Raw genomic sequence first — 15,618 nt, forward strand, 5'->3', positions numbered from 1 at the left:
GTCACTCAATGACTCAATGGCTGCCGCAGGCGTGTCCGCTCTTCTCGGGCATCGGTGCATCGCGATCGACACCAGCGGCCGCAAGGCGACGCTCGTACTCGGCCCATTTCTCATCCTGACGAGCGCCGAGTTCGTACAGCAGGTCCCACGTGAAGATGCCGGTGTTGTGGCCGTCGCTGAAGGTCGGCTGGACCGCGTAGTTGCCGACCGGTTGCAAGTCCAGCAGATCGACATTGCGCTTGCCAGTCTGGAGGATTTCCTGGCCCGGACCGTGCCCCTGCACTTCGGCTGACGGCGAATAGATGCGCATCAGCTCGAAGGGAATCCTGAAAAGCGTGCCGTCGGAGAAGCCGATTTCCAGCACGCGTGACCGGTTGTGGACGGTGATCGATTGGGGCGTCGGCGCGCCTGCCTGCAAACCTGCCATCAGAAACTCCTTGTCGCAAGACGCTGGACCATATCGCGTTCCACTTCCGGCAAGAGGGCCTCGATGGTGATCTCATGCTGCCGATCGCGCTCTCGCTGCGCGGGAGCCCACACGGGCGACGGAAAGCGGTTGTCCCAGTCGAAACGCGCGATCACGTGCCAATGAAGGTGCGGCACCATGTTGCCGAGCGCGGCGAGATTGATCTTGGCCGGCGCCAGTACGTCGCGCATGCTTTGCTCGACAACGGCAACGGCCTCCATGCACTGCGTGCGATCGGCAGCCGACAGATCGGACCATTCGGCCACGTGATCCTTCCACACGACACGATAGAACGCGGGGAAGCCCTCTTCGGCCGCATGGATCACACGGAATTTCGCGGCGTCGAAGACCAGCCGGCCGCCGGCTTCGTCGCACAGGGGGCAGCCCTTGACGCGCATTGCCGTCACACCAGCACGCGCTCGATACCACCCTGGTTCGCGGCGGCCACGTAGTCGGGCATCCAGCTTTCGCCCAGGATCTTGTTCGCCATTTCAACCACGATGTAGTCCGCTTCGAGCAGACCGTTGTTCAGGTCGTTGCCATAGCGGCTCAGGCCCTGCAGGCAACTCGGGCAGCTCGTGAGAATCTTGACGTTGCCATGCGGCGCGATCTTGCCGGCGTCGCGCAATTCGGCTTCACCCTTCTTCAGTTCTTCTTCCTTGCGGAACCGGATCTGCGTCGAGATGTCCGGCCGCGTCACGCCCAACGTGCCGGACTCGCCGCAGCAGCGGTCATTCTTGAGCACGTTGTCGCCGACGAGCGCCTTCACGGTCTTCATCGGGTCCTGCAGTTTCATCGGCGTGTGGCAGGGGTCGTGATAGAGGTAACCGCCACCGCCGGCGTCGCCCAACGTGATGCCTTTTTCGAGCAGGTATTCATGGATGTCGACGATGCGGCAACCCGGGAAGATCTTGTCGAACTGGTAGCCCTGCAACTGGTCGTAGCAAGTGCCGCAACTCACCACCACCGTCTTGATGTCGAGGTAGTTCAGCGTATTGGCGACACGGTGGAAGAGCACGCGGTTGTCGGTGATCATCTTCTCCGCCTTGTCGAACTGGCCGCTGCCGCGCTGCGGATAGCCGCAACACAGGTAGCCCGGCGGCAGGACGGTCTGCACGCCGGCATGCCAAAGCATGGCCTGCGTCGCCAGGCCCACCTGCGAGAAGAGCCGTTCCGAGCCGCAACCGGGGAAATAGAACACCGCCTCGGTCTCAGGCGTCGTCGCGCTCGGATTCCGGATGATCGGCACGTAGTCTGCATCCTCGATGTCGAGCAAGGCGCGCGCTGTCTTCTTCGGCAATCCACCGGGCATCTTCTTGTTGATGAAGTGGATCATCTGTTCCTTGACCGGCGCGGGGCCCAGCGAAGCCGGCGGCGCGGCTGTCTGCTTTTTCGCCAGCCCGCGCAGCAGGTCGTTGGCGAGTCGCTGCGCCTTGAAGCCGATGTCGACCATGCCCGAGCGCATCATCTTGATGGTCTGCGGGTTCGTGGCATTGAGGAAGAACATCGCGGCCGCATTGCCGGGACGGAAGGACTTCTGCCCCATCTTGCGCAAGAGATTGCGCATGTTCATCGACACGTCGCCGAAGTCGATCTTCACCGGGCATGGCGTGAGGCACTTGTGGCAGACCGTGCAATGGTCGGCCACGTCCTCGAACTCTTCCCAGTGCTTGATGCTGACACCGCGGCGGGTCTGTTCCTCATACAGGAAAGCTTCAACGAGCAGCGAGGTCGCGAGGATCTTGTTGCGAGGCGAATACAGCAGGTTGGCCCGCGGCACGTGCGTCGCACACACCGGCTTGCACTTGCCGCAGCGCAGGCAGTCCTTGACGCTGTCGGCGATCGCGCCGATGTCGCTCTGCTGCATGATGATCGACTCGTGCCCCATGAGGCCGAAGCTCGGCGTGTAGGCATTGGTCAGATCGGCCGGGAGCGAGTGTCCGTCCCGCGCGAAATTCGTGTTGTCCCGCAGGAGCTTGCCCTTGTTGAACCGGCCCTCGGGATCGACCCTTCGCTTGTAGTCGGCAAAGGGCTGAAGCTCGTCTTCGCTCAGGAATTCGAGCTTGGTGATGCCGATGCCGTGCTCGCCCGAAATCACCCCGTCGAGGCTGCGCGCAAGCACCATGATGCGCGCGACGGCCTTGTGCGCCGTCTGCAGCATCTCGTAGTTGTCGCTGTTGACGGGGATGTTGGTGTGCACGTTGCCGTCGCCCGCGTGCATGTGGAGCGCAACCCAGACGCGGCCCTTGAGCACGCGCTTGTGGATGGCGCTGCACTCGGTCAGGATCGGCGTGAACTCGCCACCGGTGAAGATCGACGCCAGGGGCTCGCGCAGTTGCGTCTTCCAGCTCGCGCGCAGCGAGTGATCCTGCAACTTCGGGAACAACGTTTCGACATCGTCGAGCCATTGCTGCCAGAGCGCGCGCACTTCACGCACGAGCGTCACGGCCTGCGCCACGCGGTCTTCCAGTAGTTCGGCCGAGGGGATGTCGTTGGCGTCGTCGCTCTTGCCCAACGGCAGGTTGCCGCGCGCCAGGAAGGCTTCGAGCTCGTCGGCGAGCGCGATCTTGTTCTGCAGCGACAGCTCGATGTTGATGCGCTCGATACCGTCCGTGTATTCGGCCATGCGCGGCAGCGGGATCACCACGTCTTCGTTGATCTTGAAGGCGTTGGTGTGCCGGCTGATCGCCGCGGTGCGCTTGCGGTCCAGCCAGAACTTCTTGCGTGCCTCGGGGCTGATGGCGATGAAGCCTTCGCCGCTGCGCGAATTGGCGATGCGCACCACCTCGGACGTCGCGCGTGCCACCGCATCGGCATCATCGCCGGCGATGTCGCCGAACAGCACCATCTTCGGCAGGCCGCCGTGGCGCTTGGACTTGGTGGCATAGCCGACCGCCTTGAGATAGCGGTCGTCGAGATGCTCCAGGCCCGCCAACAGCACGCCGGAGCGCTTCTGTTCCGCGAACATGAAGTCCTTGATCTCGACGATGCTGGGCACCGCGTCCTTCGCGTTGCCGAAGAATTCGAGGCAGACCGTCCGGGTATGGGCCGGCATGCGATGCACGATCCAGCGGCAGCTGGTGATCAGGCCGTCACAGCCTTCCTTCTGGATGCCGGGAAGGCCCGAGAGGAACTTGTCGGTCACGTCCTTCCCGAGGCCTTCCTTGCGGAAAGTCTTGCCGGGGATTTCCAGACGCTCGGCGCGCAGTGCCGTCTTGCCGTCGGCTGCGAAGTACTGCAGCTCGAACACCGCGCTTTCGGCGTCGTGGATCTTGCCCAGGTTGTGGCCAACCCGCGTGACCTCCAGCCACTCGGCCTGCGGCGTCACCATGCGCCACGAGGCGAGGTTGTCGAGCGCCGTGCCCCAGAGCACCGCTTTCTTGCCGCCGGCATTCATGGCAACGTTGCCGCCCACGCACGACGCCTCGGCAGAGGTGGGGTCGACCGCGAACACGAAGCCCGCGCGCTCGGCCGCATCGGCCACGCGCTGCGTGACCACGCCGGCTTCGGTCCAGATCGTCGGGACCGGCGCTTCGAGACCGGGCAGCGAGACCATCTCGACCTCGGTCATCGCCTCGAGCTTCTCGGTGTTGATGACGACGCTGTTCCACGTCAGCGGGATCGCGCCGCCGGTGTAGCCGGTGCCGCCGCCACGCGGAATGATGGTCAGACCGAGTTCGATGCAACCCTTGACCAGGGCGGCCATCTCGGCCTCGGTATCGGGCGTCAGTACGACGAAGGGGTATTCGACACGCCAGTCGGTGGCGTCGGTCACGTGCGACACGCGGGAGAGACCGTCGAACTTGATGTTGTCCTTGGCCGTGAGCCGGCGCAGCGTGCGCGTCGCCATGCGCCGCAGGGCCGCAACGTCGCGGAACATGGTGTCGAAGGTCGAGATGGCCTGTGCCGCGAGGCCGGTCAATTCGCCCACAAGCGCGTCGCGCTGGGCATCGGTATCGGGCGTGCGCCGCTTCTGCACTTCAGTGAGACGGTGATTGAGCGCATCCACCAGCTGGCCCCGTCGACGCGGGTTGTCCAGCAGGTCGTCGACGAGGTAGGGATTGCGCTGGACGACCCAGATGTCGCCCAGCACCTCGTAAAGCATGCGGGCCGACCGGCCGGTGCGGCGCTCTGATCGAAGGGTTTGCAGCAGTTCCCACCCTCGTTCGCCGAGCAGGCGAATCACGATCTCGCGATCGGAGAAGCTGGTGTAGTTGTAGGGGATCTCACGCAATCGCGCGGGCTCTGCGGCCTGCGACAACAACGCCGTCAACGCGGTCGGAGCATTCATCGGGGAGTGGCCTCGGTCGGGCGCTGCGCGCCCCATGAACCAGGGGCGTGAATTTTAAGGCAGCCCCGAAAGGCCTGCAGACAGGTCAGAAGAGCACCCGGCTCCGGATCGTGCCGGGCACTTTGGCGAGCTTTTCGAGCGCCAGGTCGGACGAGGCCGCATCGATGTCGGTCACCACGTAGCCGACCTTCTCGTTGGTCTGCAGGAACTGCGAGGAGATGTTGATGTTGTTGTCGGAAAAGATCCGGTTGATCTCCGACAAAACGCCCGGCACGTTGCGGTGGATGTGCAACAGCCGGTGCTTGCCGGGGTGCGCCGGAAGCGCCACCTCGGGGAAATTCACCGACGAGGTCGAAGTGCCGTTGTCGCTGTACTTGACGAGTTTCTCGGCCACTTCGAGGCCGATGTTGGCCTGTGCTTCCATCGTCGAGCCGCCGATATGAGGCGTGAGGATCACGTTGTCCAGGCCGCGAAGTGGCGACTGGAACTCGTCCTTGTTGCTTCGCGGCTCGACGGGGAACACGTCGATCGCCGCGCCCAGCAGCTTCCTCTCCTTCAGGGCCACGGCCAGCGCCTCGATCTCGACCACCGTGCCGCGCGAGGCATTGATCAGGATGGCGCCGGGCTTCATGACGGCAATCTCGGCGGCGCCGATCATCCATTGGGTGGCCTGCGTCTCGGGTACGTGCAGGCTCACGATGTCGCTCTGCGCGAGCAGATCCTTCAGTTCCCGTACCTGCCGTGCGTTGCCCAGGGGCAGCTTGGTCACGACATCGAAGAAGGCAACGTTCATCCCCAGCGCTTCCGCGAGCACCGAGAGCTGCGCACCGATCGAACCGTAGCCCACGACGCCGAGGGTCTTGCCGCGAATCTCGAATGCGTTGTCGGCCGACTTGAGCCAGCCGCCACGGTGGGCGACGGCGCTCTTCTCGGGCACGCCGCGCAGCAGCAGGATGGCTTCGGCCAGCACCAGTTCGGCAACCGAGCGGGTGTTCGAGAACGGCGCATTGAAAACGGCCACGCCATGTTCGCGCGCCGCGTCGAGGTCGACCTGGTTGGTGCCGATGCAGAAGCAGCCGACGGCCACCAGCTTGTTCGCTTCGGCGAACACTTCTGCAGTCAATTGCGTGCGCGACCGGATGCCGAGAAAGTGCACATCGCCAATGCGCGCCTTGAGTTCGGCGTCTGGCAAGGCGCCGGAAAGCGTCTCGACGTTGGTGTAGCCCGCTGCGTGAAGCACCTCGACCGCCGAAGGATGGATGCCTTCGAGCAGGAGGAACTTGATCTTGCTTTTGTCGAGGGAGGTCTTGCTCATTGCGAGTCAGGAAAGGCCCGCCCGGAACGCAAGAGGCGGAGCCGAAAAAAGGGAGGGCGATGCTAGCATGGTGCGCTGCAACATGCAGAGACTGGGGTCGTCGCGCACCAAAAGGGTTTCCCCCGTTGAGGCACACTGCGCGCCGCACAAAGAATATGTGACGTTGTCGTGTCATACGCGCCACCTAGCATTCGCGCGTTCATTTCTTTCCAATTCCCCTCAGGAGTCTTCATGCGATTCAAAACGCTCGCCTTGGCCTCGGCCCTTGCAGCAACGCTGTTCACACCCGCGTTCGCGCAGACCGAGATCCAGTGGTGGCATTCCATGACCGCCGTCAACAACGAGTGGGTCAATGACTTGGCCAAGCAGTTCAACGAGAGCCAGAAGGAATACAAGGTGGTGCCGGTGTTCAAGGGCACCTACGACGAATCGATGACGGCATCGATCGCGGCTTTCCGCGCCGGCAATGCGCCGCACATCCTGCAGGTGTTCGAAGTGGGCACCGCGACCATGATGGCCAGCAAGGGCGCCATCGTTCCGGTCGGCCAGGTCATGAAGGACGCGGGCGAGAAGTTCGACCCGAGCGGCTACATCTCCGCTGTCGCCGGCTACTACACGGCGCCCAACGGCCAGATGCTGAGCTTCCCGTTCAACAGCTCGACCACGATCTTCTACTGGAACAAGGACGCCTTCAAGGCGGCCGGCCTGCCGACCGACAAGGCCCCTGCGACTTGGCCCGAAGTCATCGCCGCCGCCGCCAAGCTCAAGGCCGCGGGCCACAAGTGCCCCTTCACCACGGCGTGGCAGGGCTGGACACAGCTCGAGAGCTTCTCTGCCTGGCACAACGTCGAATTCGCGACCAAGAGCAACGGCCTGGCCGGTCTTGACGCGCGCATGAAGATCGACTCGCCGCTGCACGTGCGCCACATCGAGAACCTGGCCAACATGGCCAAGCAGGGTCTCTTCGTCTACAAGGGCCGCGGCAACGTGCCCGAGGCGAGCTTCGTGTCCGGCGAGTGCGCCATGATCAACACGTCTTCGGGCTTCTACGGCAACGTCGCCAAGAACGCCAAGTTCGCCTATGGGCTGGCACCGCTGCCCTACTACCCGGACGTTCCGGGCGCTCCGCAGAACACCGTGATCGGCGGGGCCAGCCTGTGGGTGATGTCGGGCAAGAAGCCGGCCGAATACAAGGGTGTTGCGAAGTTCTTCAGCTTCATCTCGCAGCCTGAAGTGCAGTCGGCCAGTCACAAGCGCACGGGCTACCTGCCGATCACGACGGCGGCCTATCAACTCACCGAGAAGTCGGGCTTCTACAAGGAAAACCCCGGCACCGATGTCGCCGTGACACAGATGATCCGCAAGGTGACGGACAAGAGTCGCGGCATCCGCCTGGGCAACTACGTGCAGGTCCGCGCCATCGAGGACGAAGAGCTCGAACAGGTCTGGAACGGCAAGAAGACGGCCAAGGAAGCGCTGGACGAGATCGTCAAGCGCGGCAACGAGCAGATCGAGCGCTTCCAGAAAGCCAACAAGGGCTGAAGCCCTTGCCAGCTTTCAGCTGCCGTATTTGCACCCCACCCTGCCCTCCCCGCCAAGCGGGGAGGGTGCCTCCCAACAATTGATGCCGCAGTAGACTCGCCCCGCCCGCCTCTTCCAAGACTGGCGGGTTTTCTTTTTTTGAGGTTGCATGGAAAAACGGGTTGTTTTCCGATCCCGCTGGCTGCCGTGGCTGTTGATGGCTCCGCAGATCCTGGTGATCCTCGTGTTCTTTTTCTGGCCCGCGGCGCAGGCGATCCTGCAATCGCTCCAGCAGCAGGATGCGTTCGGTACGTCGGTCGAGTTCGTGGGGCTCGACAACTTTCGCCAGCTGTTCAATGACCCAAGCTATATCGAGTCATTCAAGACCACCGCGGTGTTCTCGGTGCTCGTGGCGGGCATCGGCCTGAGCCTGTCGCTCGCGCTGGCGGTTTTTGCGGACCGCATCATCCACGGCGGCATGGTCTACAAGACCATGCTGATCTTGCCCTACGCGGTCGCTCCGTCCGTTGCTGCGGTCGTGTGGGTCTTCATGTTCTCGCCCTCACTCGGGGTGGTCTCCTACGCGTTGGGCAAGTTCGGCTTCGACTGGAACCACCTTTTGAATTCGGGGCACGCCATGGCGCTGATCGTGCTCGCGTCGGTCTGGAAGCAGATCTCCTACAACTTCCTGTTCTTCCTGGCCGGCCTGCAGTCGATCCCGAAATCGCTCATCGAGGCCGCCGCGATCGACGGCGCGCGTCCCTGGCGCCGGTTCTGGACCGTGCAGTTCCCACTGCTGTCGCCGACCACCTTCTTCCTGCTCGTGATCAACATCGTCTATGCCTTCTTCGACACCTTCGCGATCGTCGACGCGGCCACGATGGGCGGCCCGGGCAAGGACACCACAATCCTCGTCTACAAGGTCTACTACGACGGCTTCAAGGCGATGGACCTCGGCGGCTCCGCCGCGCAATCGGTCGTCCTGATGCTGATCGTGATCGTGCTGACGGTCCTCCAGTTTCGTTACGTCGAAAAGAAAGTGCAGTACTGAACCATGGTCGAGAAGCGTGGCACTCACGGCATCCTCGCCCAAGTGGTGATGGTGCTCGGCGTCTTCATCATCGCCTTTCCGATCTACCTCGCGTTCGTGGCCTCGACGCACACGGCGCAAGAGATCGTCCAGGCGCCCATGCCGCTGCTGCCGGGCAGTCACATGATGGAGAGCTACAAATCGGCGCTTTTCGGTCGCGAGACCAGCGCCGGCTCCAACGCGCCGGTGGCCCACATGATGTGGGTCAGCCTGGTCACCGCACTCGTCATCGCGATCGGCAAGATCACGATCTCGCTGCTGTCGGCGTTCGCGATCGTCTACTTCAAGTTCCCGTTTCGGCGGTTCTGCTTCTGGATGATCTTCGTGACGCTGATGCTGCCGGTGGAGGTGCGCATCCTGCCGACCTACAAGGTGCTGTCGGATCTCCACATGCTCAACACCTATGCGGGGCTGACGGTGCCGCTCATCGCATCGGCGACGGCGACCTTCCTGTTCCGCCAGTTTTTCATGACGGTGCCGGACGAACTCACCGAGGCCTCGCGCATGGACGGGGCCAGCCCGATGCGCTTTTTCTGGGACGTGCTGCTGCCGCTGTCGAAGACGTCGATCGCCGCGCTGTTCGTGATCCAGTTCATCTACGGCTGGAACCAGTACCTCTGGCCGCTGCTTGCGACCACTGGCGAGGACATGTACCCGGTGGTCGTCGGCATCAAGCGCCTGATCGCCGGCGGCGATTCGCAGAACGAGTGGAACGTGGTGATGGCCACCGCCATCCTTGCGATGGTGCCGCCCGCATTGGTCGTCGTCCTCATGCAGAAATGGTTCGTGAAGGGCCTCGTGGATACCGAAAAATGAAACACCCCCAGGCTTGCTCGCTTCGCGTAGCCGCACACCCCCTTTCAGGGGGCAATACCAGCGGCCCGGCGAAGCCGGTTCCGCGGTATTCCTGGAACTTGGATGCCAGCTCGCTGGTAGCCATTGGTCAAAACTAATCAGAACATGGCAGCTCTCTCGTTTCGCAACGTCATCAAGCGCTATGGGCACGGGCCCAAGGCGAACCAGGTCATCCACGGCGTCAGCGCCGACATCGCAGACCACGAATTCATCGTCATCGTCGGGCCCTCGGGCTGCGGCAAGTCCACGCTGCTGCGCATGGTCGCAGGGCTGGAGGAAGTCAGCGTCGGGGAGATCCACATCGGCAATCGGGTGGTGAACAACCTCGAACCGGCAGAGCGCGACATCGCGATGGTGTTCCAGAACTACGCGCTCTATCCACACATGTCGGTGTTCGACAACATGGCCTACGGCCTGAAGATCGCCAAGATTCCGGTGCCCGAGATCAAGGCCCGGGTCGACAAGGCCGCGAAGATCCTGGAACTCGGCCACCTGCTGGCGCGCAAGCCGCGCGAGTTGTCCGGCGGCCAGCGGCAGCGCGTCGCGATGGGCCGCGCGATCGTTCGGCAACCGCAGGTGTTCCTGTTCGACGAGCCGCTGTCGAACCTCGACGCCAAGCTGCGCGCGCAGACCCGGCTGGAGATCCAGAAGCTCCACCGCGAACTCGGCATTACCTCGCTTTTCGTCACGCACGACCAGGTCGAGGCCATGACGCTCGCCCAGCGGATCATCGTGATGAACGGCGGCGTGATGGACCAGTTCGGCACGCCCGAAGAGGTGTACTCGCGCCCCGCCACGACCTTCGTCGCGAGCTTCATGGGCTCGCCGCCGATGAACCTGTTGAAGCACGCGCCGGGTGTGAGGACGGGCATGATCCTCGGCATCCGACCCGAGCACCTGACGCTCGACTCGAACGGCTGGTCGGTGGAGGTCGAGTACGTGGAAATGCTGGGCGCCGAACGGCTGATCTACGGCCGCATCGGTGACGAGCAACTGGTCATGCGCGCCGACGAAGGCCAAACGCCGCCTGTCGCGGGCGACACCATCCGAATCGCCGCGCGGCAGGACAAGCTCCACTGGTTCGACGCCGGCTCCGGGAAGCGAGCATGAAACCGTGGCCCTATCCGCGCTGGATCGCCCATCGCGGCGCGGGCAAGCTCGCGCCGGAGAACACGCTGGCCGCCTTCCGGCTCGGCGCCGAGTATGGTTTTCGCATGTTCGAATGCGACGCCAAGCTCAGCGCCGACGGCGTGCCCTTCCTCCTGCACGACAGCACGCTCGAACGCACGAGCAACGGCCACGGCGTCGCGGGCGACCAACCCTGGATGGCACTGTCCCAACTGGACGCCGGCACATGGCATTCGCGCCGCTATGCCGGCGAGCCGCTGGCCACACTCCAGGGACTGATCCGTTTCTGCCTGGCAAACCGGCATGCACTCAACATCGAGATCAAGCCCACGCCCGGCCAAGAGCGGCCCACCGGTGAAGCAGTGGCACGCCATGCGGCCATGCTGTGGACTGACCCCACGCTTCCTCCGCCCTTCCTCACGTCTTTTCAGCCCGACGCGCTGCGGGGCGCATTGACGACACGTCCGGAGCTACCGCGCGGCCTGCTGCTCGACACGCTGTGGGACGGCTGGCTCGACACAGCGCTGCAATTGCGCTGTTCGGCGGTCGTCTGCAACTACGCGCTATGGGACGCTTCGACCGTGGCGCAGGTGCACGCGGCGGACCTGCGCGCGCTGAGCTACACCGTCAACGACGAATGGGCCGCGCAGCGATTGATCGCGCTCGGCACCGACGGGATCATCACGGATCGGATCGACAGGTTCAGTCCGGCAGACTGATCGTCGCGTCGCACCTCGTTTCGTCCGCCGGACGCGCGCCTTCTATGATGAAGACATGACCTGGCTCCCACGTCTTGCGGCCCTGTTGCTGGCCGCCATGCTTTGCTGCACGGCGATGGCGCAGGGGAGCGAAACAGCCGATGTCGCCCCCACCGTGGCGGCGCTGCGAGCCCGGCTCGACGCCGTCCCGCGGAATGTCGAGAACGCCGAGGACGTCGCCGGCGTGATCACGGAACTCAACGGGATCAGCGCCGCGACCGACAAGTTCATCGCCTCGCGCACCGGCGACCTCAACGATCTCAACGCACGCCTCGGCGAACTCGGCAACCCACCGCCCGCGGGCGCGGCCCCCGAGAACCCGGACATCACCCGTCGCCGCGCCACCTTGACCAAGGAACGCAACGCGCTCGACGCCGACATTCGGCTGGCCCGCCTCGTGACCGTCGACGCCCAGCAACGCGCCAGTGATGTCCTCGCCAAGCGACGCGCCATGTTCGAAGCCCAGTTGACCGAACGCGCGCCCTCGCCACTCGGCAGGGAGTTCTGGGGCGACATGGCCGAGGCCTGGTCCGGCGACGTGGATCGACTGAGTGAACTCGGCACCGAGTTGGAAGCAAGTCTGAACGTTGCCAGGCAGCCGGCCCATGCCACGGCGGTGCTCGTCAGCCTGATCGTGGCGCTGCTCCTGGCGTTGCCGGGCAACTGGCTGGCCGAGCGAGCGCTCACCCGGATTGCCGCTCGCGTGCTGCCGACTGGAAGACTGCGACGATCGCTGCTCGTGATCGCGATCGTCAGCACCAACGTCCTTCTGGTCGGACTGGCGGCGCATGGCGTCTTCACCACGCTCGACCTCCACCAGGTGTGGGGCGAAAAGACGCGGAAACTGGGGCAGGCGATGGTGCAGTCGAGCGTTTTCATCGCCTTCGTCGTCGGCCTCGGCCGGGCGCTGCTGTCCAACGGCCGGCCATCGTGGCGGCTGCCGCCGATCCCCAACTGGATGGCCGCGCGGCTTGCCCCTTACCCCTGGTTGATGGCGCTGGTCGCCGTCCTGGTATGGGTGCCGACGCAGGTCAATGCGTTGGTCGACGCCAGCTTCGCAGCCGTGGTTGCGGCGCACGTGGTGATGGCCCTGGCCCTTACCGGAATCATCGGCGCGATGCTGCTGCGGCTGCGGGGTCCGCGCGACGCTGTGCCGGCGCCAGCGACCGAAGCGACGGGCGACGCTGCCGCTGCACCCGCTGTGCCGGACGCAACGGAGCGACCGCTCTGGGTGGGGGTGCTGTTGGGGCTGGTCACGCTGATCCTCATCGTGATCTGGGTATTGGTCGCGACCGGTTACGTCGCCCTGGCGAGCTTTCTCGCCAGCCAACTCAATTGGTCCGGCATCGTCGTGTCGGCCTTCTATGTGCTTTTCAAGTTCGCCGACGATTTCTTCATGGCGGTGGTGTCGTCGCGCAGCAGCTTCGGCCAACGGCTGCACCTGAGTTTCGGACTCACCCAGCGCACGCTGGATCAGACGGCCGTCGCGTTGTCGGGTTTGAGCCGCGTCGCGCTGTTCTTCTACATGATCATCGCGCTGGCGACGCCCCTCGGCACGAGCCCGGGCGAGGTGTTCCAGCGAAGCGGCAAATACGGCACGGGGGTGAAGGTCGGCGAGATCCAGTTGGTGCCCGGCGCGATCTTCGGCGCGATCGCGGTGCTCGTTGCCGGCTTCATCGCCCTGCGGATCGTCAAGAACTGGCTGGACACACGCTTCCTGCCGACCACGGCCCTCGAGCCGGGGATGCAGAGCTCGATCACGACGCTGCTGGGCTATGTGGGCGGGATCATCGTGATCGCTTTCGCGATGTCGGCGCTCGGCATCGGCATCGAACGCATCGCCTGGGTGGCCAGTGCGCTGTCGGTGGGTATCGGCTTCGGCTTGCAGGCGATCGTGCAGAACTTCATCTCGGGGCTGATCCTGCTGGCGGAACGGCCGGTGAAGGTGGGCGACTGGGTGGTCCTGGGCAATGCCGAGGGAGACATCCGCCGCATCAACGTTCGCGCGACCGAGATCCAGTTGGGCGACCGGTCCACGATGATCGTTCCGAATTCGGAATTCATCACCAAGACGGTCCGCAACATGACGCTCTCGAACGCCGAGGGCCGCGTGCTGATCCGCCTGCCCATGCCTCTGACGACCGACGCCAAGCGCGCGCGGGAGGTGATGCTGTCGGCGTTTGCGAACCATCCGGGCGTGCTGGCCACCCCGGCACCGGCCGTCACGCTCGAAGGTATCGAGGTCGGCTTCATGATCTTCCAGGCGGTTGCCTATGTGCAGAGCCCGCGGCTTTCCGGCGGAATACGCAGCGACGTGCTGTTCACCATCCTCGATGGGCTTCGCGCGGCAGGCTTGCCGATGGCTGCCTATCCTGGAGTACCGGCCGGCATGCCGGCGCCTCCCTCCCCCGTGGCCGCTGTGCCGCCGCCACCCAGCGTGCTGCCGGGAACCGCCACCTAGCGCCGCCAGCCTCCGGAGACGAGCCACTGGCTGGTCCCGCACGCCGCCACCAGCGCGGCGTAGGTCGCCATCCTGCCGTCCTGACCGAAGACGATCAGCCCAGCGACCAGGACTGCAACGCCAACGACGAAATTGACCGCGCCCTGAGTCCACCAAGCCCGAGGCTTGCCGGACCGGCGCATCGTGAATCGACCCAGGAGCGCGCACAGAAAGCCGACCGCGAACGCCGGGGCAACAAAGTTGAGGAGATGATCGAAAAGGTCCAGAGGCGTCATTGCGAAGGCTCGCGAGACGGGAATCCACGGGATTGGGAAGCTCTGGCAACGGCCATTTTTCGATGCCGGACCGTCTACGGGCCGCAGATTTTATAATCGCCGGCTATGTCAGTCTGGGCCCTCGGGTTGAACCACACGACCGCGCCGCTCGACCTGCGCGGTCGTTTCGCGTTCGCCATCGACCAAATCGCTCCGACGCTCCAGAGCCTTCGGCATTCGTTTGGCTCCAACAGGCATCCCGACGTCGAAGCGGCCATCATCTCGACCTGCAACCGCACCGAGATCTACTGCGCCGCCAATCATCTCGCGCTCGACCACACCGTCGACTGGCTCGCCCACAGTGGCGGGGTGTCGCCAGCGCTCCTCCGCTCGCACGCGTACACCCTGCACGACGACCAGGCCGCCCGCCACGCCTTCCGCGTCGCCAGCGGGCTCGATTCCATGGTCCTGGGCGAGGCCCAGATCCTCGGCCAGATGAAGGATGCCGTGCGCGCCGCCGAGACGGCCGGCGCCCTCGGTAGCACGCTGAACCAGCTGTTCCAGCGCTCCTTCGCCGTCGCCAAGGAAGTCCGCACCGCCACTGAAATCGGCGCCCACTCGATCAGCATGGCCGCGGCGGCCGTTCGCCTGGCTGGTCAGCTGTTCGAGGATCTGCAACGCACCCGCGTGCTGTTCGTCGGTGCCGGCGAGATGATCGACCTGGCCGTGACGCACTTCGCGGCCAGGCAACCCAAGTCCATCGTCATTGCCAACCGTACGCTGGAGCGCGGCGAAAAGCTGGCCTCGCGCTTCGGCGGCGAGGCCATGCGGCTGGCCGACCTGCCAGCCCGTCTGGCCGAATTCGACATCGTCGTGAGTTGCACGGCCAGCACCTTGCCGCTGATCGGCCTGGGCGCCGTCGAACGCGCGCTCAAGCTGCGCAAGCACCGCCCGATGTTCATGGTCGACCTTGCTGTGCCGCGCGATATCGAGCCCGAGGTCAAGGCGCTCGAAGACATCTATCTCTACACGGTCGACGATCTCGCGCAAGTCGTGCAGCAGGGGCACGCCAGCCGGCAGGCCGCAGTGGCGCAAGCCGAGGTCATCATCGACGCCGGGGTCCAGAGCTTCATGCATTGGCTGGACCAGCGCGGCACCGTGCCGCTGATCCAGCAACTCAACGCTCAGACCGACGAATGGCGTGCCGCCGAACTGGCGCGGGCGCGCAGGCTGCTTGCCAAGGGAGAGAGCGTCGAAGCCGTACTCGAAGCGCTGTCGCGCGGGCTGACCCAGAAGATGCTCCACGGCGCCCTGGCCGAGTTGCACGCCGGCGACGCCGCCGCGCGCGAACACACGGCGCAGACCATTTCGCGCCTCTTCCTGCGAAACGAACTCCGCAGCGACACGCGCAAAGAGCGTTAGCGACGCCCCTGCTCCGGCGCCGCGCGCCGAACACGCCCTTGCCGCCTTCGCCTTCGC

At 64.6% G+C, this 15,618-nt stretch carries 12 protein-coding genes; 7 read left to right on the forward strand and 5 right to left on the reverse strand.

Annotated elements, in window-relative coordinates; genetic code table 11:
* Positions 1 to 13: 13 nt before the first annotated feature.
* From AC1DHL_RS10895 to serA, 4 genes are all read right to left on the reverse strand, one after another.
* On the reverse strand, positions 14 to 427 hold the full coding sequence (locus tag AC1DHL_RS10895; protein ID WP_478098359.1) for a gamma-butyrobetaine hydroxylase family protein: 414 nt from the start codon (positions 425 to 427) through the stop codon (positions 14 to 16).
* The gene (locus AC1DHL_RS10900) at positions 427 to 864 is read right to left on the reverse strand and encodes an HIT family protein (RefSeq protein ID WP_478162093.1); all 438 of its coding nucleotides are present in this window, start codon (positions 862 to 864) and stop codon (positions 427 to 429) included. The genes AC1DHL_RS10895 and AC1DHL_RS10900 overlap by 1 nt, the downstream gene beginning before the upstream one ends.
* Before the next feature lie 5 nt (positions 865 to 869).
* The gene (locus tag AC1DHL_RS10905; protein ID WP_478162013.1) at positions 870 to 4,757 is read right to left on the reverse strand and encodes a DUF3683 domain-containing protein; all 3,888 of its coding nucleotides are present in this window, start codon (positions 4,755 to 4,757) and stop codon (positions 870 to 872) included.
* 85 nt (positions 4,758 to 4,842) lie between these two features.
* The gene (gene serA, locus AC1DHL_RS10910; RefSeq protein WP_478162014.1) at positions 4,843 to 6,072 is read right to left on the reverse strand and encodes a phosphoglycerate dehydrogenase; all 1,230 of its coding nucleotides are present in this window, start codon (positions 6,070 to 6,072) and stop codon (positions 4,843 to 4,845) included.
* Between the two features lie 231 nt (positions 6,073 to 6,303).
* On the opposite strand from serA, the gene ugpB reads away from it, so the two are divergent.
* The 6 genes from ugpB (at position 6,304) to AC1DHL_RS10940 (ending at position 13,885) form a co-directional block, all read left to right on the forward strand.
* Positions 6,304 to 7,614: a sn-glycerol-3-phosphate ABC transporter substrate-binding protein UgpB gene (ugpB, locus tag AC1DHL_RS10915; RefSeq protein ID WP_478162015.1), complete on the forward strand. Its 1,311-nt coding sequence runs from the start codon at positions 6,304 to 6,306 to the stop codon at positions 7,612 to 7,614.
* A gap of 148 nt (positions 7,615 to 7,762) precedes the next feature.
* A complete protein-coding gene (gene ugpA, locus AC1DHL_RS10920; RefSeq protein ID WP_478098367.1) occupies positions 7,763 to 8,644 on the forward strand; it encodes a sn-glycerol-3-phosphate ABC transporter permease UgpA in 882 nt (293 codons plus the stop codon).
* A gap of 3 nt (positions 8,645 to 8,647) precedes the next feature.
* The gene (gene ugpE / locus AC1DHL_RS10925) at positions 8,648 to 9,499 is read left to right on the forward strand and encodes a sn-glycerol-3-phosphate ABC transporter permease UgpE (protein WP_478098369.1); all 852 of its coding nucleotides are present in this window, start codon (positions 8,648 to 8,650) and stop codon (positions 9,497 to 9,499) included.
* A gap of 144 nt (positions 9,500 to 9,643) precedes the next feature.
* A complete protein-coding gene (gene ugpC, locus AC1DHL_RS10930) occupies positions 9,644 to 10,648 on the forward strand; it encodes a sn-glycerol-3-phosphate ABC transporter ATP-binding protein UgpC (protein ID WP_478098371.1) in 1,005 nt (334 codons plus the stop codon).
* Positions 10,645 to 11,385 carry a glycerophosphodiester phosphodiesterase gene (ugpQ, locus tag AC1DHL_RS10935; RefSeq protein WP_478098373.1) on the forward strand — a complete coding sequence of 247 codons (741 nt, stop codon included), beginning with the start codon at positions 10,645 to 10,647 and terminating at the stop codon, positions 11,383 to 11,385. Before ugpC ends, ugpQ begins: the two co-directional genes overlap by 4 nt.
* A 55-nt stretch (positions 11,386 to 11,440) precedes the next feature.
* A complete protein-coding gene (locus AC1DHL_RS10940; RefSeq protein ID WP_478162016.1) occupies positions 11,441 to 13,885 on the forward strand; it encodes a DUF3772 domain-containing protein in 2,445 nt (814 codons plus the stop codon).
* Here AC1DHL_RS10940 and AC1DHL_RS10945 read toward each other — a convergent pair.
* Entirely contained in the window at positions 13,882 to 14,160 is a 279-nt protein-coding gene (locus AC1DHL_RS10945) for a hypothetical protein (RefSeq protein ID WP_478162017.1), read from the reverse strand. The genes AC1DHL_RS10940 and AC1DHL_RS10945 overlap by 4 nt on opposite strands.
* Positions 14,161 to 14,265: 105 nt before the next feature.
* Here AC1DHL_RS10945 and hemA point away from each other — a divergent pair, with 105 nt between their 5' ends.
* A complete protein-coding gene (gene hemA, locus AC1DHL_RS10950) occupies positions 14,266 to 15,561 on the forward strand; it encodes a glutamyl-tRNA reductase (protein ID WP_478098378.1) in 1,296 nt (431 codons plus the stop codon).
* The last annotated feature ends 57 nt before the right edge of the window (positions 15,562 to 15,618 follow it).

It is taken from the genome of Variovorax sp. 10L426 (assembly GCF_056395305.1).